The sequence below is a fragment of the Variovorax sp. 01T432 genome (genome assembly GCF_056398605.1).
Window position 1 is genome coordinate 21,657 of record NZ_JBFTPS010000002.1, and the last position, 16,900, is coordinate 38,556.

Sequence of the window (16,900 nt, forward strand, 5' to 3'; positions counted from 1 at the left end):
CTTCATGCGGCGGCCTTCTTCGCCTTCGCGGCCTGGATGCCCTGATAGACACGCGTTCGCAGCTCCGCGAAGCCGGGTTCGACCCGCGTCAGCGCCTGCGTGCGCGGGCCGGCGATGTCGATGGGCACGTCATCGAGCACCCGTGTCGGCGACGACGACAGCACGAGTACGCGTTGGCCCAGGTACACGGCCTCGTCGATGTCGTGGGTGACGAAGATCACGGTCAGGTCGAGTTCGCTCCACAGGCGCAGCATCAGGTCTTCGAGGTCGGCGCGCGTCTGCGCATCGACCGCGGCGAAAGGCTCGTCGAGCACCATCACCTTGGGCTGATAGGCAACGGCGCGCGCGATCGCGACGCGCTGCTGCATGCCGCCCGACAGCTGCCACGGATACGAGTCGCCGACACCCGCGAGCGCCACGGCTTCGAGCGCCGCATCCACCATGCGCCGGCGCTGGTCCTTGGGCACCCTGCGTTCGCGCAAGGGCAGCTCGACGTTCTCGCGGACGCTCTTCCACGGAAACAGGCTGCGGCCGTATTCCTGGAACACGATGGCCATCTCCTCGGGCGGTGACGTCACGTCGTGCCCGTTCACGCGGATCGTGCCGCGCGTCGGCGCCAGCAGGCCCGACAGGCATTTCAGCAAGGTGGTCTTGCCGGCGCCAGATGGGCCGACGATGCAGGTGAAGTCGCCATGCCGCACCTCGAAGCTCAGGTCGCCGATGGCTTCGACGCGCCGCTCCTTCGATTCGTAGACCTTGTTCAGATGCCGGACCGACACCACCGACGCGACGGAAGCACCGGTTGTGCCAACCTCGGGTTCTTCGTTGCTCATGACAGCGCTCATGGTTCAGCTCTTTCTTTCGAGATCGCGCAATCCGTAGTACCAGCCGAGCACGTGGTGCTCGAACAGCCTGAAGGCCATCGACAGCCCGAAGCCGAAGAGGCCGAGCATCAGCACGCCACTCCACATCTGCGGGATCTCGTAGCTGCGCTGGAAATAGATGATGGCCGAGCCCAGCCCGTCGAGCGCCGCGAACATCTCGCTGATGACCATCAGCACGATGCCGATCGACAACCCGAGCCGCATGCCGACGATGATCTGTGGCGACGCGGCGGGCAGAATGAAGTGCCAGAGCCGCGCCAGGCCCTTGATCTGGTAGGTACGGCAGGTGTCGTCGAGCACCGAATCGACCGCCTTCACGCCTTCGACCGTATTGAGCAGGATCGGCCAGATCGCGCCCGCCACGATGACGGTGATCTTCATCGCGTCGCCGAAACCCATGCTCATGATCAGCAGAGGGATCATGGCGACGGGCGGCACGGCACGGAAGAACTCCAGCACCGGCTCGGCCGCGCGCCGAACGCCGGCATGGCTGCCGATGGCGATGCCGATGGCCGCGCCCAGGATGCTCGCGATCAGGTAGCCGGCCATCAGCCGCTGGAAGCTCGGGATGACGTCGGAGAAAAATCGCGGGCCGAGCCACAGACCGTTGAACTTTTCGAGCACGGCGGCGAGCGACGGGAAGTAGAAGTTGGTCGAATCCGCACTCAGCGCATAGAGCAGGCCGAAGAGTATGAGCGGCAGCGCCAGCTCGACCACCAGCTTGCGCAGGAAGGACGGGATCATCGTGCGCCTCCGGCATTGCGCACGCTCGGGTGCCATCGAAGCAGGCGTCGTTCCAGCAGGCGCGCCGCCATGTTGATGGCCACGCCCATCAAGCCCGCCACGAGCACATAGGCGTAGGCCTCGGGCGTCGCGTTGGAGGCCTGGGCCACGACGATGCCCCGACCGACCCCCTGGCTTCCGATGACCATCTCCGCCGTCACCGCCAGCACCAGCGCCATGGCGGCGGCGAGCCGCAAGCCGGTGAACAGGTAGGGCAGCAGGGTCGGCCAGGCCACATGACGCACATAGCCAAAGCGGCTGAAACGGAAGGTGCGGGCGGTGTCGCGCGCCACGCTGTCGATGTCGTTCAGGCCGTAGAGCATCTGCAGCAGGACTTGCCAGAAGGCCGCGTAGGTGATGAGCACGACGCCCGACTGGTAGCGCGCACCGAAGAGGAGGATCACGCCCGGAATCAGCGCGACCGATGGGATCGGCCGCAGGAACTCGATGGTCGAATGCGTGTACTTGCGCGCGCCGGGCGTGAGCCCGATCGCCAGACCGATGAGCACGCCCGCAATGGCCGCGATGGTCAGGCCCAGCACGCAGGTGCGGACCGTGCTGGCGACGAAGCCCCAGAATTCCTCGGTCGCGACGAGCACCGACAGGCGTCCCAGCACGACCGACAGGGGCGGAAAGAAGTCGCGGTTGAGCCACCCCGCGCGCGGCGCGATTTCCCACAACGCCGCGAGCAACAGGATGCCGGTCATGCTGCCCAGCCATCGCCCGATCGTAGCCGTGTCGAAGGCGCGGTCGCGAGCAGCCGGCGTCATCCTCGGCACTGCGTCGTTCCCCGCCAGTCCGTTGCTCGCGGCCACGATCACTTGCCTTCGGTCCAGACGACGACGTCGTACACGGCGGGCTTGGTGAGCATGCCAAATTCGTTGCCGGTCCTGGAGAACATCTCGACGGAGTCACGCGAGATGTCGGTCAGGTAGCGCGGCAGGATCAGCTTGGCCGCCACGTCAGGGCCGAGCTTGGTGAACTTGGGCAGTTGCTTGCGCACTTCGTCCGGATGGCTCTGCGCATACTCGAGCGACTCGTTGATGGCAGCGTGAATCTTCTTGAACAGCTCGGGGTTGGCCTTGAGCTGCGGCTCGCTCGTGAAGTACGACGAGGTCATCATGCTCTTGGTCGACATCGACTGGTACGGCGAAGCGATCGGCGGAAAGCCGGCCGCGATCGCCGCGGTGCCGAAGGGCTCGGCGCCGACCATGGCATCGATCTTGCCGGCCTGCAGTGCGGCGAGTGCTTCGGCGAAGCCAAGCTCGATGAAGCGCACCTTGGACGGGTCGCCGCCGTCGGCCTTCACCGCCGCCTTGCCGAGCATCTGCAGCAGGCCGTTGAGCGCGTTCACACTAACCGTCCTGCCCTCGAGATCCTTGGCCGACTTGATGCCGCTTTGCGGGCCGGCGTGGATCATCGTCACGTCGGCGCCCTTCACGCCGGTCGAGCTCGAACCCGCCGCGATGATCTTGAGCGGCAAGCCCTTGTCGCGTGCCTGCAGCACGTTGACCAGCGCGGTGAAGCCGAAGTGGTATTCGCCGCTCATGACGGACGGCACCGAGCCGGTAGATGCCACGTTGGCCTTGAGCTGCAGGCCGTGCTTTTTCCAGATGCCGACCTCCTCGCCGAGGTAGAGCGCGGCCACGTCCGTCACGGGCACGAAGCCGGCATTGACCGTGGTCAGCGCGGGCGCGGCCTGCGCCATGGCCGGCGTGGCCGACAACAGGCCGGCGCCGGCAACGATGGCGCCGACGGCGACGGCCGCGACAGCGACAAAGGTTCTGCGAAAGAGCTTGCTATTCATGGGGGTCTCCTCGGTGGTTGTCTCGGTAGGCTCGGGGGATCTCAGCGCGGCGGCTCGCCGGCGATGGTTGTGCGCGTCATGTAGCGAGCGCGGCCGATGTAGTCCGGAATGGCCTTGTGCATCGTGCAACGGTTGTCCCAGATCAGCACCTGATCCTTCTGCCAACGAACGCGGCAGGTGTTCTCGAAGCGCGCGGCGTGGTCGTAGAGGAAGCGCAGCAGCGGCAGGCTCTCGGCCTCCGTCATGCCTTCGAAGCGCTGCACGTAGACCTGGTTCAGGTACAGGAAGCGGCGGCCGGAGATCGGATGCGTGCACACCGCCGGATGGATCTGCTCGCGATCGCCGGCTTCGATGTCGAGATCGGTGCGCGCATTGACCGAGCTGAACTTCTTCTTCTGCGCGTGATAGGCCGAGCCGTAGATGCGCGTCGCGCTGTGAACGACGTTGAGCCCGTCGAGTATCGAGCGCATCTTGGGCGACAGCGTTTCGTATGCGGCATACATGCTCAGAAAGCCGGTGTCGCCGCCGAACTCAGGCACCGTGACCGCGCGCATGATCACCGCGGCCGGCGGCGACTCGAAGTAGGTGCTGTCCGAATGCCAGCTTTCGCCGATCACGCGGCTGTTGTCGTCGCCGTCGCGCTTGATGATGTGGATCTGCTCGTGGCCCTCGACCGACAGCAGCTGCGGCATCGCCATCAGCGGACCGAAGCGCTCGCTGAAAGCCAGATGCTGATCGTGCGTCAACGGCTGGTTCGGAAAGTAGACGACGAGGTAGTCGGCGAAGGCCTGCCGCACCTCTTGCCAGGTCTCCTCGTCGAGCGGGCGGGTCAGGTCGAGGCCATGGATCTCGGCGCCGATGGTGCTGTTCATCGGGCGGACCTCGATGCGCTTGAACTTGAGGGGATTGTCGTAGATCGATGTCACGGAGTTCATTCCTTGTTCATGTTCGGTACGCCGGCGATGAGCTTCTTGAGCAGCGCGACGGCCTGCTTGCGCTCGTCCTCGGAGAGTCCGGCGATGAAACGCCGCTCCCGCAGGCGCGAAGATTTCTTGAGTTGGCGCTCGAGTTCGCGGCCGGACTCCGTGAGGTGGACGATGGCCGCGCGGCCGCGCGTCGCGGTCTGCTCCAGTTCGACCACGCCGCGCTGCTCCAGCGCGCGGAGACTGCGGCTCGCAGCCGCCTTGTCGACATCGGCCGAAGCCGCCACCGCGCTGATGTTCAGGTTCTTGGCGAGCCCGAGCGCCAGCACGATCCGGTAGTCCACCATGCTGATGTCGAAATGCTTCAGGTAATGGTTCGACGCACCGCGGTTCAGCCGGCCGGCCAGGCTCATCACCAGCACGGCGATGTACTCGTCGGCCAGGGGCGCGATCGGTGCGGCGAGCGCGCCCAGGGCCCCGTCGCGGGGCTCCAATTTCTTGCCGGCCATGTCAACCCCTGTGCGCCGCGAGCCACCGCATCGAGCGGTCCCAGGCCTGCGTCGCGGACGCGGGCTCGTACGAGGCGCGTGCATCGCAGTTGAAGCCGTGGCCCGCCGGGTAGACATGCAGTTCGCACTCGGGCCGCTCCGAGCGGATGCGCTCCACATCGGCCATCGGGATCGTGTGATTGGCTTCGCCATAGTGCAGGAGGGTCGGGCTCTGCGCCGGCCGGTCGAGGTGCCGGACGATCTGGCCGCCGTAGTAGCCGACCACCGCCGCGATGCCGGGGCGGGACTGTGCCGCCATCCACGCGACCGAGGCGCCGAGACAGAAGCCCATCAGGGCAACGCAGCCTTGGGTCCGCCTCGCGACGTCCACCGTCGCGAGCGTGTCCGCCACCATCGCCGGCCAGTCCAGCCGCGGCAGGAACTTGAGCGCTTGCGCGACCTCTTCCTTGCTATAGCCGGACGTGAAGCCCGGCTGCAGGCGATCGAAAAGCGCGGGCGCATAGGCGTCGTAGCCGTCCTTGGCGAGCCGCGCGCAGACCGTCTGGATGTGCGCGTTCACGCCGAAGATTTCCTGCAGCACGATGACCGCACCGCGCGACGTACCTTCGGCCGGAGCAACCCAGCAACCGAAGACGTGCCCGTCGGGCGATGTGATCTCGACAGGACCCGGCTCCCGGATGTTGCTGACCTTGTTCTGGGTGTTCATGTGATTGGCTTCAATCCGCCGGGCCGAGCGCCGTGCCGCCGTCGATGATGATCTGCGCCCCCGTGACGAGGCTCGACGCGGGCGAAGCGAGGTACAACGCGGCGCCTTGAAGGTCCTGCGTGGTGGCGATGCGCCCGAGCGGCGCAGCGCGCTCGAATGGCTTGCGCGCCGTGGCGTCCTTGAGCCGTCCGCCACCGATGTTCGTGATGACGGGGCCGGGCGAGATCGCATTGACCAGGATGTCGTACTTGGCGAGCTCATGTGCGGCCTGCCGCACCAGGTAGCCGACGGCCGCCTTGGAGGTCGCGTAGATCGAACTGACCAGTGTTTCGGTCTTCGACGCCGAGATCGAGCTCGTGACGATGATGCGTCCGCCGCCCTGCTGCTTCTTCATGTACGGCACGACGGTCTGCAAGGTGAGGAAGACCGAGGTCGTGTTGGTCGCCATGACGCGCTCCCACACTTCGAGCGAAAGGTTCTCGATCGCGCCGGCCGGATTGCGTTCGCCGGCTCCGTTGAGAAAGCCCGGGCCGCCGCTGATCCCCGCATTGGCGAACACGATATCGAGCCGACCGTGGCGCTCGACGATGTTGGCGAAGGCCTGGCGCACCGTGTCGGGCTTCGTCACGTCGGCGACCTCGCCGTGAACGTCGACACCGCCGGTCTGCAGCCGCTCGACAGCCGCTGCAAGTGCCTGCGGATCGATGTCGATGAGATTGACATTGGCACCGTTGGCCGCCATCACTTCGGCATAGGCCAGCCCGATGCCGCCGGCGGCGCCCGTGATGGCGACAACGCGGCCTTCGACGTTGAACAGATCGCATGCTTTCATGTCATCTATTTGATTTGGCATTTAATGATTCGTCAACAAAGGGAATACCCGAGGCGCTCCCGGCTCGAGACGGAGCGGGTCACGAATTCAGGGCCGCGCCGCCACAGAAGACCTCAAGGCCGCGCGCGCGTGCGCTGCAGGTATGCCTGTACGGACGGATGGCCGCCCGGAATTCAGAGGCGCTTGCAGAAAAGCGTCGTGGCGCACATCGCACCGTCCGGCATGAGCGCGTAGTCCGGCACCACTCCCACCCGGTGCCAGCCTGCGCGCTGATAGAGCCGCTCGGCATCACCGCCCGTCGCGGTGTCCAGCACAAGCACGGTCTTTCCCTCCGCACGCGCGGCATCTTCCACCGCAGCCAGCAAGCGCTGCGCCAGACCCTGACGGCGGGCCCTTCGATGGACCAGCATCTTGGCCACGTCGGCGCGATGAGGCTGGTTCTCGGGCATGGCGGTAATCAGCTGTGCGGTGCCCACGATGGCGCCGTCCGCATCCTCTGCGACCAACAAGACGCGCTCCTTGCGGGCCACGCCTTCGGCAACGCCGCGCCAGAAAGTCAGTGCGGCGGCGCGCGGCAGAGGCCACATGAAGCTCACCGAAGCACCGCCCTGCACGCAGTCGATCAGCACGTCGGCAAGGGCTTCAATGCAAGCAGCGGCCTCGTCAGCGCCAAAGCGGCGGATGGTGATGGGGAGCGGGGCAAGAACAGGATCAGTCATCGCTTTCTCTGGTCAGTCGAACGACGAGATGCAATGCGGCTGGGCGGGCTGGCAAGGGTGGTCAGCGCTACCAGGTACCGCGCGGGCCGTGTCCCGGGGTTATGGAACACGATGGGCTGGTTGAGCTGCATGGCCAAGCAGTCGCCGACCGCCAGTGGCCATGTGGTGTCGCCCACGGTCAGCTCCATGCGGCCCTCGATCAACCACACCTGCTGGTGGATGTCTGCATCGTGCACCGCCGAGTCCAGGGCCACGCGTTGCCCGGGCGGAAACAGCACCTCCACCATTTGCAGTGGCGAGGCAGCGGGTGGCGAGAGCTGCCGGCGCACATAGCCCGAGGCTGGGTCCCGCCACACCGGCTGGTCGCGCAGGCGAATCATGGGTGATGGGGATGCGCTGCCAGCGCGGTCCGCGCCGCCGTCGAAAAGTGAGGCGAGCGCCACGCTCAGGCCGATGGCCAGCTTGTCGAGCACAACAGCCGTGGGACTGCTCTGGCCGCGCTCGATCAGCGAGATGTTGGAGCGGCTCACGCCACTGCGTTCTGCCAGGGCTTCGAGCGAGTAGCCGCGCGCATCGCGCAGTTCGCGCAGCCGCTGGGCGATGCGGGCATTGATGTCCATGCCTGACAGTTTAATGGAAAATACCTCCATTAAACTGGATTTCTGGATTTTCTGGATTCCAGGCGCGAAACGGGCCGCGTTACGTCAGTCTGGTTATGTGGCTGTCTACGGACGCCAGTAACGTCCCACACGCCCTGCCCAAAGGCACGGCGCACCGACTGCGACCAGCCTTGGTCGGAACCGGTGCACCCCGGCACCAGGGCGCTGCGTCCCCTCCGAGGGGACTGACATCGGCTCGTGCGCGGCCGACAGTGGCACCCATGCACAAGACCACCTCCACTCGCCCCCGCGGCGCACTGCGCCATCTCCAAGACATGCGCATGCGCGCCAGCGCGCCGCAGGCCTGACGCCATGGCTGATTCCTGGCTCCAACTCGAAGACAAGGTCTGCGTCGTCACCGGAGCGGCCGGCGGCATCGGAATCGGCATCGCACGCGAACTCGCGGCGGTGGGCGCCCGCGTCGCCCTGCTGGACCGCGACGCGCAAGGCGCGGCCAGGGCCGCGGCCGAGATCGCGCAGACCGGCGCGCGCGCCATCGCGCTCGGCTGCGACATCACCGACAAGGCCGACGTGGAACGCGCCGCCGCGACCGTGGAGCGCGAACTGGGCCGCTGCGACGTGCTGGTCAACAACGCCGCCACCATCTACGCCGCGGCGCTGATGGACATCGAGCTGGAGCGCTGGAACCAGCTGATGGCCGTCAACCTCAACGGCTTCCTGCTCTGCGCGCAATCCTTCGGCCGCCAGATGATCGCCGCGGGCGGCGGCAGCATGGTCCACATCGCCTCCATCTCCGGCCGCGTGCCGCAGCCCTACAGCGGCCCCTACAGCATCAGCAAGGCGGGCGTGAAGATGCTCTCGCAGCTGCTGGCGGTGGAACTGGGCGAGCACCGCATCCGCAGCAACGTCGTCAGCCCGGCGATGGTGCGCACGCCGCTGACCGAAGGCATCTACCTCGATGCGTCCGTGCGGCAGAAGCGCGAATCGATCGTGCCGGCCGGGCGCATCAGCGGACCGAAGGACATCGCCGAGGTGGTGGCCTTCCTCGCTAGCCCGCGCTCCGGCTACGTGAATGGCCAGGACGTGCTGGTCGACGGCGGCCTCAGCACCACCTGGCTGTCGCTGATCCCGCGCCCCGGCTTCGAGAAGCAGGACGCGGAGAAGGCATGACCGGCGCGGGGCGCAGCGGCCTGGCCGCGCTCGCCACGGTCCACTTCTGCAGCAGCGCGATGATGCGCGTCTGCGACCCGATGCTGCCCGCGCTGGCGCAGAGCTTCGGCGTCACCACCGGCCGCGCCGCGCTCACCATCTCCACCTATGCCGTGGCCTACGGCCTGATGCAGTTCGTCTTCGGGCCGCTCGGCGACCGCTACGGCAAGCGGCGCATGATCGGCATCGCCGCGCTCGGCTGCGTGGCGGGCAACGTGCTCGCCCTGTTCGCCATGAGCCTGGAGATGCTGGTGGTGGCGCGCTTCCTCGCCGGGGCCACGGCTTCCGGCATCATCGCGCTCGTGCTGGCGTGGGTCGGCGACACCGTGCCTTACGCGGAGCGCCAGCCGGTGCTGGCGCGCTTCCTCAGCTTCTCGCTGGGCGGGATGATCGCGGGCCAGTGGGTGTCGGGCGTGCTCACCGAGTGGCTCGGCTGGCGTGCCGTGTTCGCGTTGCTGGCCGTGGCCTTCTGCGTCGGCGGGCTGGCGATCACCTTCAATCGCGAGGTCCGCGGCGAAGCCGTGAGGCCGCCCTCCCCGCACGGCCACGTGCGCGATCTCCTCCACGTCCTGTCGGTGCCGTGGGCGCGCTGGATGCTGCTGGTGGTGCTGGTCGAGGGCGTCTTCGCCTTCTGCGGCCTGGCCTTCCTGCCGGCCTTCCTGGTGCGCGAGTTCGGGCTCGGCCTGTCGGCGGCGGCGGCCATCGTGGCGCTGTACGGCGCCGGCGGCTTCTTCTACACCTTCGCCGCCCGCCGGCTCGTGACGACGCTGGGTGAAAGCGGCATGGCGATCGTCGGCGGGCTCGCCATGGGCGCCGGCTGGCTGGCGCTGGCCATGGGCCACCACTGGACGCTGGCACTGCCGGCCTCGCTGCTGGCCGGCTTCGGCTTCTACATGCTGCACGGCACGCTGCAGACGCACGCCACGCAGATGGTGCCAGCGCTGCGCGGCACCGCCGTCAGCCTGTTCGCCTCCATGATGTTCCTCGGCATCTCCGCGGGTGTCGCCACGGCCTCGGCGGTGGTGGATGCCATCGGCACGCGCCCGGTGTTCCTGGCCAGCGCGCTCGCGCTAGCGGCGCTGGGCGCCGTGTTCGCCTTCAGCCTCCGGCAGCGCCGGCCGGCCAGCCCGCGCCCGGCGTCCTAGGCGCCGCGAGCGCCGCTCAGCGCCCCAGTCCCGCGCGGATCGTCATGCCCGGGGCCGGGTCCAGCAGGTTCACCTCGGCACGCTGGAACAAGGCCGTGCCATGCGTGCCGCGCTGCTCGGCGAAGGCCGCGCGCAGCGTCTCGTTCCCGTCCAGCGACCGGCGGCCCGCGTGCCACGTCGCGGCATCCGGCCAGGCGTACAGCAGCACGATCTTCTGCATGCCCGCGCCGGCGGCCATGTCCCACACGGCCAGCACGCGGGCGCCCGCTTCGCGCACCAGCGGCAGCCACGTCTCCTGCAGAAAGAGGTTGGCATTGGCGTTCTGTCCGGGCGCGATCTGCTGCTGCACCATCTCGTGCAGGCCGCCCACCGCCGTCGCCGGATCGGCGGCCGGCGCCCAGGCCGCGTTGGGCTTCATGAAGAACAGGTCGTGGCGCTCGACCATCTCGTGCCCGGCATTGGTCTCGGCGCGGATGCGCCACCATTCGGCGTCCGCGTAGAAGCTGGCCCACACGGCCTCGCGGTGCGCGTAGTCGCGGTAGGCCATCAGGTAGACGAAGCGCGGCGCGTCGGGGCCGGCCACCGCGGTCCAGCGCGCCACGCAATCGACGCCATGGCGGGCGAACAGCGGCGGAAAGTGCGCGTTGAAGCGGGTGTGCACGTCGGCCATGCGGCCCGGGGCGACGGAGTAGAGGCGCAGCTCGTGGATCATGGGCTTCAGCTTATCCGCGCGACGGCCGCTGTCTGTCCCGTCGGAGGGGGGCATACCGCCGCCGGTGCCCTGCCTAAGCTGGGTGCATGAAAGCCATCATCTCCACAGCGGAAGGCGCGCGTCTGGCCGACGTCCCCATGCCGCAGCCCAAGCCCCATGAAATCCTCGTGCGCGTGAAGGCGGCCAGCCTCAACCGCGCCGACCTCGCCGGACTCGCCGCGCGCGACGGCCAGGTGATCGGCATGGAATGGGCGGGCGAGGTGGTGGAGGCAGGGCCGCAGTCCGGCGGCTGGAAGGCGGGCGACCGCGTCATGTGCACCGGCGCCGGCGCCTTTGCCGAATACGCCGTCACCGACGGCGGCCGCGCCTGCGGGATTCCCGACAGCGCCCTTCCCTACGAGGAAGCCAGCATCCTCATGCTGGCGCTGCAGGCCATGCACGATGCCATCGTCACCCACGGCGAACTCCGGCGCGGGCAGGACGTGCTGATCCACGGCGCCGCCTCGGGCGTCGGCCTGATGGGCCTGCAGATCGCGCGGCTGCTCGGCGCCGGCAAGGTGATCGGCACCTCCACCAATGCGGCGCGCCGGGCGCGGCTGGCCGAGTTCGGCGCCGACCTGGCGCTCGACCCCGGCCAGCCCGAGTGGCACCAGCGCGTCCTGGAGGCGACCGGCGGCAAGGGCGTGGAAATCATCGTCGACCAGGTCACCGGCAAGCAGTTCGCGCAGACCATGCGCACGGCCGCGCTCGGCGGGCGCATCGTCAACCTGGGGCGCCTGGGCGGCGCCGGCGGCGAGTTCGACTTCCAGCTGCATGCGCTGCGCCGCATCAGCTACATCGGTGTCACCTTCCGCACCCGCTCGCTCGAAGAGATCCGCGCGCTCAACGCCAGGATGCTGGCCGAACTCGGCGGCGCCGTCGCCGAGCGCCGGCTCCGGCTGCCGATCGACAGCCGCTTCCCCCTGGCCGAGGCCGGCGCCGCGCTGGAGCGCATGAGCGCCAACCTGCATTTCGGAAAAATCGTCCTCACCGTCTGAGCAAAGAAGAAACGCCATGGCCAAGGTCACCATCGTCTACTACAGCAGCACCGGCCACACCTGGCAGATCGCCCGCGCCGTCGAGGAAGGGGCGCGCGCCGCAGGCGCCCAGACACGCCTGCGCAAGGTGCGCGAGCTGGCGGACGCCGAAACCATCGCCGCCAAGCCGGCCTGGAAGGAACACCTGGAAGCCACACGCGACGTGCCCGAGGCCACGCTGGACGACATGGAGTGGGCCGACGGCTTCGTCCTCGGCACGCCCACGCGCTTCGGCCTGCCGACGGCGCAGCTCAAGCAGTTCATCGACACGCTGGGCCCGCTGTGGGCGCAGGGCAAGCTGCAGGACAAGGCCGCCGGCGCCTTCACAGGGGCCGGCAACCTGCATGGCGGCCAGGAGGCGACGCTGCTGGCGCTGCACAACGTCTTCTATCACTGGGGTTCGATCATCGTGCCCGTCGGCTACACCGACAAGCTGTTGTACGCCGCGGGCGGCAACCCCTATGGCGTGAGCTTCACCGACGGCCGCGGCAACGGCTTGCCGCCGGAGAAGCTGGCCGCCGCGCGCTTCCAGGGCCAGCGCATTTCGCGCTTCGCCTCCATCCTGGCCGCGGCCCGCGCCTGAGCCCATGCGAGCGCAGGGAAGCCCATGCTAGGCTGGTGCGGATGAACCCGTCCACGCCCACGACCGAAGAGCACGCACCCGGCAACGGCAACGGTGGTGCCGCGAGCGACGAGGACGCCGGCGGCGTGCAGGCGGTCGACACCGCGGTGCGCGTGCTGTCGGCGCTGATCGACACCGGCGCCCCGCTGATGTTGAAGACCGTGGCCGAGCGCTCCGACATGCAGCCGCCCAAGGCCCACCGCTACCTGGTGAGCTTCTGCCGCAACGGCCTGGCCGAGCGCGACACCGCGAGCGGCGGCTACCGGCTGGGACCGCTGGCGGTGCGGCTGGGGCTGGCGGCGCTGCGGCGGCTCAACGTCGTCCAGGTGGCATCGCCCACGCTGGCCGAACTGCGCGACGAACTCGGCTTCACCGCCGGCCTGGCGGTCTGGGGCGCGGCCGGTCCGACCTTCGTGCGCTTCGAGGAAACGAACGACGCGCTGATCATCAGCGGCCGGCCCGGCTCGGTCATGCCGGTCCTCACCTCGTCCACCGGACGGGTGTTCGGCGCCTACCTGCCCGCGGCGCTGACCGCGCCACTCATCCAGCGCGAAATGAGCGGCTTTCAGCATCCCGGCGCCACCCCCAGCCAGATCGCTCGCAAGATGAGCAAGGCAGACGTCGAGGCGCTGTTCGAGAGCGTGCGCAAGCACAAGCTCGCGCGCGTCGAGGGCGATCTCAATCCCGGGCTGCACGGCGTCTCGGCACCGATCTTCGATCACGCCGGCGCGGTGGCCGGCGTGATCACCGTGATGGGCTCGGCCGGCCTCATCGACACCCGGCTGGATGGCCGCGTCGCCACCACCCTGGCGGCGCGCGCAGAGGAAGTCTCGCGACGCCTCGGCTGGGCCTGAGGGTCTGCGCTCCTCGCGACCGAGGGTTTCCACTGGAACAGTCAGGATTTCGATAGGCGTAATCTGATTACGTAGTTTGAAAGTGAGACGGACCACAGAAGTCCGCGCGCCGTGCGCCGCTCCCGGGCGCATCCCAGCCACGCCAGGAGACAGACAACCATGATGACCGTGATGGTTCAGGACCGGCCCGCCGCCGGCCACAGCCTCGAGGCTTCCCTCGCCCGCCTGGTCGACGGCCTCGGCAACGAGCGCTTCGGGCCCGCGCTGGCCAGCTACCTGCATTCGCTGTGCGGTGCGGACCACTTCGCGGCCTTCCGTCTCGGACGCGACGAGTTGCGCGAAGTCGCCGCCTGCTGCGTCGAGCCCGAGCGCACCGCCCGCGATCGCGTCGAGAGCTACGTCAACCAGGGCCTGTGGAAGCACGACCCGGCGATGACCGAGGCGCAGCGCTGCGTCGAGGGCGCCGCGGCGGCGATCATCCACGTCGACTTCAGCGACCGCGGCTACGACGACCTGCGCCCGCGCGTCTACCCGCACGTGCGCGACCGCATCCTGCTGTGCGGCCGCGGCGCCAATGGCGCCTTCGGCCTGAGCGTGCTGCGCGCCGATTCGCATTCGCCCTTCGCGCACGAGGCCATCGAGAGGCTGGGCCAGGCGGCCGAGTTGCTGGTGGCCATGCTGGCCAAGCACGCCGATGTCTGCCAGAGCCGCCCCAACGTGGCGCAGGCGCTGACCACGCTGCCCGAGATCGAGAACTGCATCGTCGCCACCAGTCCCCTGCCGCGGCGCGAAGCCGAGGTCTGCGCCCGCATCCTGTACGGCCTGTCCTCGGTGGGCATCGCGCTGGACCTGACGGTGAGCGAGGAAACCGTCAAGACCTACCGCAAGCGCGCCTACCAGCGCCTGGCCATCGGCAGCGAGCGCGAGCTGCTGACCTGGTACCTGGCCCGCTGGAGCCGGTGGAGCGCCGAGCGCTTCCAGGCGGCGGCCTCGACCGCCCTGCACTGACATTTCGCGCCCCCGTTTCCCGCCCCGGGGCCCTCGGCGTCCCCCGTTGCGGGGACTGACCTCGACGCGCGGCCATGCGTCAATGTGAGCATGCCAACGCGCCGCCGATGCCTCCCATGCAGCCGATTGCCATCCAGTTGATCGTCGAGGACCACCGGGCCCTCGCCACGGTGCTGCGGGCGCTGCGCGACGCGGTCGAGCGCGCCGGCCGCTGCGGAGGCGCGCCGGACTTCGACGAGCTGCGCGCAATGCTGTTCTATCTCGACGAGATGCCCGCGCGCGTGCACCACGCCAGCGAAAGCGAGCTGCTGTTCCCGCGCATCCGCGCGCGCTGCCCGGCGCTGCGCCCGGTGCTCGATCGGCTGGAAGCCGAACACGAGCGCGGCGAATCCTCCGTGCGCGAGCTGGAGCACGCCCTGACCGCCTGGGAGGTGATGGGCGAGATCCACCGCGAGTCCTTCGAGCTGCTGCTGCAGACCCACGTCAACGTCTATCTCGGCCACATGGAGGTCGAGGAGAGCTACGTGCTGCCGGTGGCCGTCGACTTCCTGTCGCCCGCCGACTGGCGCGAGCTCGCCGAGGCCCTCACCCGCCAGCGCGGCGAACTCCACGCATCGATGGCGCAAGGCCACCGCGCGCTGTTCGAGCGCATCACGGCCCACGATTCTCTCCACAAGAAATGCCCATGAAAGACATCGAAATTCCCGTCCTCATCGTCGGTGGCGGCGGCTGCGGCCTCGCCTCCTCGCTGTTCCTGTCGCGCCAGGGCATCCGAAGCCTGCTGGTCGAACGCCATCCCGCGCCCGGCCGCCTGCCCAAGGCGCGCTACGTCAGCCAGCGCACCATGGAACTGCTGCGCCAGTTCGACGTGGCTGAGCGCGTCTACGAGCGCTCCATGCCGCTCAAGCACATCTCGCACATCCGCTGGTGCACCACCCTCGCCGGCGACGGCGAGCTCGACCGGCGCACCTTCTACCGCATCGAATCCTTCGGCGGCGGTTCGCTCGCGCAGCACTACGCCAAGGACAGCCCCTGCGAGTCGACGCTGTTCCCGCAGGTGCGCATGGAGCCGCTGCTTCGCGAGATCGCCTCGGCCCAGGACCGGGCGCAGGTGCTCTACAACCACCAGCTGCAATCCTTCGAGCAGGACCCGGACGGCGTGACGGCGATCGTGCGCGATCGCGCCACCGACCAGGACATCCGCGTGCGCGCCAGGTACCTGATCGGCGCCGACGGCGGCAAGGCCGTGGGGCCGGCGGTGGGCGCCGTCATGAGCGGCGCCACCGACCTGGCGCACATGGTCACCGTGTACTTCCGCGCCGACCTGTCGCAGTACTGGGACGACGACTATTCGATGACGACTTGGTTCGTGAACCCGCAGGGCGGGTCCTGGGCCAGCGGCGTGCTCGGACAACTGGGCCCGACGAAATTCGGCCGGCACTCGGAGGAGTGGATGTTCCACTTCAGCTTCCGCCCGGACGATCCCTCGCGCTTCGAGGAAGCCTCGCTGCTACCGCGCATGCGCGAGCTGCTGAAGATCCCGGACCTGGCGCCGGACATCATCGGCATCGGCCACTGGACGGTCGAGGGCGTGCTGGTCGACCGCTACCGCTGGGGCCGCGTGCTGCTGGCCGGCGATGCCGCGCACCGCCATCCGCCCACCACCGGCCTGGGCCTGAACTCCGCGATCCAGGACGCCCACAACCTGGCCTGGAAGCTCGCCGCCGTGCTCAAGGGCCAGGCGCACGACAGCCTGCTCGACAGCTACGAAGCCGAGCGCCGGCCGGTCGCGGCGGCCAACATCCAGTGGGCGCTGATGACCTTCCAGAACCACCAGCTCACCGATGCCGGGATCGGGCTGGTGCGCGGCGACGCCGAGCTCAGCCAGGCCAACTTCCGCCGCTACTTCGCCGACGACCCGGAAGGCCGCACCCGCCGCGCGCGGCTGGCGCGGATCATGGACGTGCAGCGCATGGAATGGCAGGCACACGACATCGAGCTGGGCTACCACTACGACGACGGCGCGGTGATGCCCGACGGCACGCCGACGCCGGAGCGCGACCCGCTGGGCCAGACCTATGTGCCGACCACGCGCCCCGGGCATCGCCTGCCGCACGCATGGCTCGAGCGCGAGGGCCGCAGGCTCTCCACGCTCGACCTGGTGAAGCCGGGCAGCTTCGTCCTGCTCACCGGCCGCAAGGCCTCGGGATGGGCCGAGGCAGCGGCCGCCGTGGCGCGCGCGAGCCGCGTGCCGATCGAGGTGGTCGAGATCTCGGACGAGTCCGAGGTGTGCGATGCGGACCGCGCCTGGCGCCATCTGCGCGGCGTGTCCGCCGACGGCGCGATCCTGGTGCGGCCCGACCAGCACGTGGGCTGGCGCTCGGTGGGACGCAGCGACAAGGCGCAGGCGACGCTGGCGGCGGCGCTGACGAGAATTCTTCAACGAGACGTCGCGCAGCAAGCGCAGTAACCGCAACAACGAGACATCCAC

Annotated in this window: 19 protein-coding genes; 8 read left to right on the forward strand and 11 right to left on the reverse strand. The window is 68.7% G+C overall.

Annotated features, from left to right (window positions below):
• Window positions 1-2: 2 nt before the first annotated feature.
• The 10 genes from AC1DNF_RS01705 to AC1DNF_RS01750 form a co-directional block, all read right to left on the reverse strand.
• Entirely contained in the window at window positions 3-833 is an 831-nt protein-coding gene (locus AC1DNF_RS01705; RefSeq protein WP_478146805.1) for an ABC transporter ATP-binding protein, read from the reverse strand.
• A 15-nt stretch (window positions 834-848) separates the two neighbouring features.
• Window positions 849-1,628: an ABC transporter permease gene (locus tag AC1DNF_RS01710; RefSeq protein WP_478146806.1), complete on the reverse strand. Its 780-nt coding sequence runs from the start codon at window positions 1,626-1,628 to the stop codon at window positions 849-851.
• Window positions 1,625-2,482, reverse strand: a complete 858-nt coding sequence (locus AC1DNF_RS01715; protein ID WP_478146807.1) for an ABC transporter permease — start codon at window positions 2,480-2,482, stop codon at window positions 1,625-1,627. Before AC1DNF_RS01715 ends, AC1DNF_RS01710 begins: the two co-directional genes overlap by 4 nt.
• A gap of 2 nt (window positions 2,483-2,484) precedes the next feature.
• Entirely contained in the window at window positions 2,485-3,474 is a 990-nt protein-coding gene (locus AC1DNF_RS01720) for an ABC transporter substrate-binding protein (RefSeq protein ID WP_478146808.1), read from the reverse strand.
• 41 nt (window positions 3,475-3,515) lie between these two features.
• Window positions 3,516-4,409 carry a TauD/TfdA dioxygenase family protein gene (locus AC1DNF_RS01725; protein ID WP_478146809.1) on the reverse strand — a complete coding sequence of 298 codons (894 nt, stop codon included), beginning with the start codon at window positions 4,407-4,409 and terminating at the stop codon, window positions 3,516-3,518.
• Window positions 4,406-4,906, reverse strand: coding sequence for a MarR family winged helix-turn-helix transcriptional regulator (locus AC1DNF_RS01730; protein WP_478146810.1), 501 nt, complete (start codon window positions 4,904-4,906; stop codon window positions 4,406-4,408). The genes AC1DNF_RS01725 and AC1DNF_RS01730 overlap by 4 nt, the downstream gene beginning before the upstream one ends.
• Window position 4,907: 1 nt before the next feature.
• Window positions 4,908-5,612 (reverse strand): dienelactone hydrolase family protein, encoded by a 705-nt coding sequence (locus AC1DNF_RS01735; RefSeq protein ID WP_478146811.1) that lies wholly within the window; start codon window positions 5,610-5,612, stop codon window positions 4,908-4,910.
• A 10-nt stretch (window positions 5,613-5,622) separates the two neighbouring features.
• Window positions 5,623-6,444 carry an SDR family NAD(P)-dependent oxidoreductase gene (locus AC1DNF_RS01740; protein WP_478146812.1) on the reverse strand — a complete coding sequence of 274 codons (822 nt, stop codon included), beginning with the start codon at window positions 6,442-6,444 and terminating at the stop codon, window positions 5,623-5,625.
• A gap of 173 nt (window positions 6,445-6,617) precedes the next feature.
• Window positions 6,618-7,163, reverse strand: coding sequence for an N-acetyltransferase family protein (locus AC1DNF_RS01745; RefSeq protein ID WP_478146813.1), 546 nt, complete (start codon window positions 7,161-7,163; stop codon window positions 6,618-6,620).
• A complete protein-coding gene (locus AC1DNF_RS01750) occupies window positions 7,160-7,783 on the reverse strand; it encodes a helix-turn-helix domain-containing protein (RefSeq protein WP_478146814.1) in 624 nt (207 codons plus the stop codon). Before AC1DNF_RS01750 ends, AC1DNF_RS01745 begins: the two co-directional genes overlap by 4 nt.
• Before the next feature lie 351 nt (window positions 7,784-8,134).
• Between AC1DNF_RS01750 and AC1DNF_RS01755 the strand changes: the two genes are divergently transcribed.
• Window positions 8,135-8,953, forward strand: coding sequence for an SDR family NAD(P)-dependent oxidoreductase (locus tag AC1DNF_RS01755; RefSeq protein WP_478146815.1), 819 nt, complete (start codon window positions 8,135-8,137; stop codon window positions 8,951-8,953).
• The gene (locus tag AC1DNF_RS01760; RefSeq protein ID WP_478146816.1) at window positions 8,950-10,137 is read left to right on the forward strand and encodes an MFS transporter; all 1,188 of its coding nucleotides are present in this window, start codon (window positions 8,950-8,952) and stop codon (window positions 10,135-10,137) included. The genes AC1DNF_RS01755 and AC1DNF_RS01760 overlap by 4 nt, the downstream gene beginning before the upstream one ends.
• A 16-nt stretch (window positions 10,138-10,153) precedes the next feature.
• On the opposite strand, the gene AC1DNF_RS01765 is transcribed toward AC1DNF_RS01760, so the two are convergent.
• Window positions 10,154-10,849 carry an NIPSNAP family protein gene (locus AC1DNF_RS01765; RefSeq protein ID WP_478146817.1) on the reverse strand — a complete coding sequence of 232 codons (696 nt, stop codon included), beginning with the start codon at window positions 10,847-10,849 and terminating at the stop codon, window positions 10,154-10,156.
• 86 nt (window positions 10,850-10,935) lie between these two features.
• On the opposite strand from AC1DNF_RS01765, the gene AC1DNF_RS01770 reads away from it, so the two are divergent.
• The 6 genes from AC1DNF_RS01770 (at window position 10,936) to AC1DNF_RS01795 (ending at window position 16,879) form a co-directional block, all read left to right on the forward strand.
• Window positions 10,936-11,886, forward strand: coding sequence for a quinone oxidoreductase family protein (locus AC1DNF_RS01770; RefSeq protein WP_478146818.1), 951 nt, complete (start codon window positions 10,936-10,938; stop codon window positions 11,884-11,886).
• Between the two features lie 16 nt (window positions 11,887-11,902).
• On the forward strand, window positions 11,903-12,508 hold the full coding sequence (gene wrbA / locus AC1DNF_RS01775) for an NAD(P)H:quinone oxidoreductase (RefSeq protein WP_478146819.1): 606 nt from the start codon (window positions 11,903-11,905) through the stop codon (window positions 12,506-12,508).
• Window positions 12,509-12,549: 41 nt separating this feature from the next.
• Window positions 12,550-13,401: an IclR family transcriptional regulator gene (locus AC1DNF_RS01780; RefSeq protein WP_478146820.1), complete on the forward strand. Its 852-nt coding sequence runs from the start codon at window positions 12,550-12,552 to the stop codon at window positions 13,399-13,401.
• 159 nt (window positions 13,402-13,560) lie between these two features.
• Entirely contained in the window at window positions 13,561-14,409 is an 849-nt protein-coding gene (locus tag AC1DNF_RS01785) for a helix-turn-helix transcriptional regulator (protein ID WP_478146821.1), read from the forward strand.
• Window positions 14,410-14,525: 116 nt separating this feature from the next.
• On the forward strand, window positions 14,526-15,098 hold the full coding sequence (locus tag AC1DNF_RS01790) for a hemerythrin domain-containing protein (protein WP_478146822.1): 573 nt from the start codon (window positions 14,526-14,528) through the stop codon (window positions 15,096-15,098).
• Window positions 15,095-16,879 carry an FAD-dependent monooxygenase gene (locus AC1DNF_RS01795; RefSeq protein ID WP_478146823.1) on the forward strand — a complete coding sequence of 595 codons (1,785 nt, stop codon included), beginning with the start codon at window positions 15,095-15,097 and terminating at the stop codon, window positions 16,877-16,879. The genes AC1DNF_RS01790 and AC1DNF_RS01795 overlap by 4 nt, the downstream gene beginning before the upstream one ends.
• Window positions 16,880-16,900 lie beyond the last annotated feature (21 nt).

Excerpts from the sequence above, each read along its gene's own strand:
- AC1DNF_RS01705 (WP_478146805.1), bottom strand. The coding sequence starts at position 833 with ATGAGCAACGAAGAACCCGAGGTTGGCACAACCGGTGCTTCCGTCGCG.
- AC1DNF_RS01710 (WP_478146806.1), bottom strand. The coding sequence starts at position 1,628 with ATGATCCCGTCCTTCCTGCGCAAGCTGGTGGTCGAGCTGGCGCTGCCG.
- AC1DNF_RS01720 (WP_478146808.1), bottom strand. The coding sequence starts at position 3,474 with ATGAATAGCAAGCTCTTTCGCAGAACCTTTGTCGCTGTCGCGGCCGTC.
- AC1DNF_RS01725 (WP_478146809.1), bottom strand. The coding sequence starts at position 4,409 with ATGAACTCCGTGACATCGATCTACGACAATCCCCTCAAGTTCAAGCGC.
- AC1DNF_RS01730 (WP_478146810.1), bottom strand. The coding sequence starts at position 4,906 with ATGGCCGGCAAGAAATTGGAGCCCCGCGACGGGGCCCTGGGCGCGCTC.
- AC1DNF_RS01735 (WP_478146811.1), bottom strand. The coding sequence starts at position 5,612 with ATGAACACCCAGAACAAGGTCAGCAACATCCGGGAGCCGGGTCCTGTC.
- AC1DNF_RS01740 (WP_478146812.1), bottom strand. The coding sequence starts at position 6,444 with ATGAAAGCATGCGATCTGTTCAACGTCGAAGGCCGCGTTGTCGCCATC.
- AC1DNF_RS01745 (WP_478146813.1), bottom strand. The coding sequence starts at position 7,163 with ATGACTGATCCTGTTCTTGCCCCGCTCCCCATCACCATCCGCCGCTTT.
- AC1DNF_RS01750 (WP_478146814.1), bottom strand. The coding sequence starts at position 7,783 with ATGGACATCAATGCCCGCATCGCCCAGCGGCTGCGCGAACTGCGCGAT.
- AC1DNF_RS01755 (WP_478146815.1), top strand. The coding sequence starts at position 8,135 with ATGGCTGATTCCTGGCTCCAACTCGAAGACAAGGTCTGCGTCGTCACC.
- AC1DNF_RS01760 (WP_478146816.1), top strand. The coding sequence starts at position 8,950 with ATGACCGGCGCGGGGCGCAGCGGCCTGGCCGCGCTCGCCACGGTCCAC.
- AC1DNF_RS01765 (WP_478146817.1), bottom strand. The coding sequence starts at position 10,849 with ATGATCCACGAGCTGCGCCTCTACTCCGTCGCCCCGGGCCGCATGGCC.
- AC1DNF_RS01770 (WP_478146818.1), top strand. The coding sequence starts at position 10,936 with ATGAAAGCCATCATCTCCACAGCGGAAGGCGCGCGTCTGGCCGACGTC.
- wrbA (WP_478146819.1), top strand. The coding sequence starts at position 11,903 with ATGGCCAAGGTCACCATCGTCTACTACAGCAGCACCGGCCACACCTGG.
- AC1DNF_RS01780 (WP_478146820.1), top strand. The coding sequence starts at position 12,550 with ATGAACCCGTCCACGCCCACGACCGAAGAGCACGCACCCGGCAACGGC.
- AC1DNF_RS01785 (WP_478146821.1), top strand. The coding sequence starts at position 13,561 with ATGATGACCGTGATGGTTCAGGACCGGCCCGCCGCCGGCCACAGCCTC.
- AC1DNF_RS01790 (WP_478146822.1), top strand. The coding sequence starts at position 14,526 with ATGCAGCCGATTGCCATCCAGTTGATCGTCGAGGACCACCGGGCCCTC.
- AC1DNF_RS01795 (WP_478146823.1), top strand. The coding sequence starts at position 15,095 with ATGAAAGACATCGAAATTCCCGTCCTCATCGTCGGTGGCGGCGGCTGC.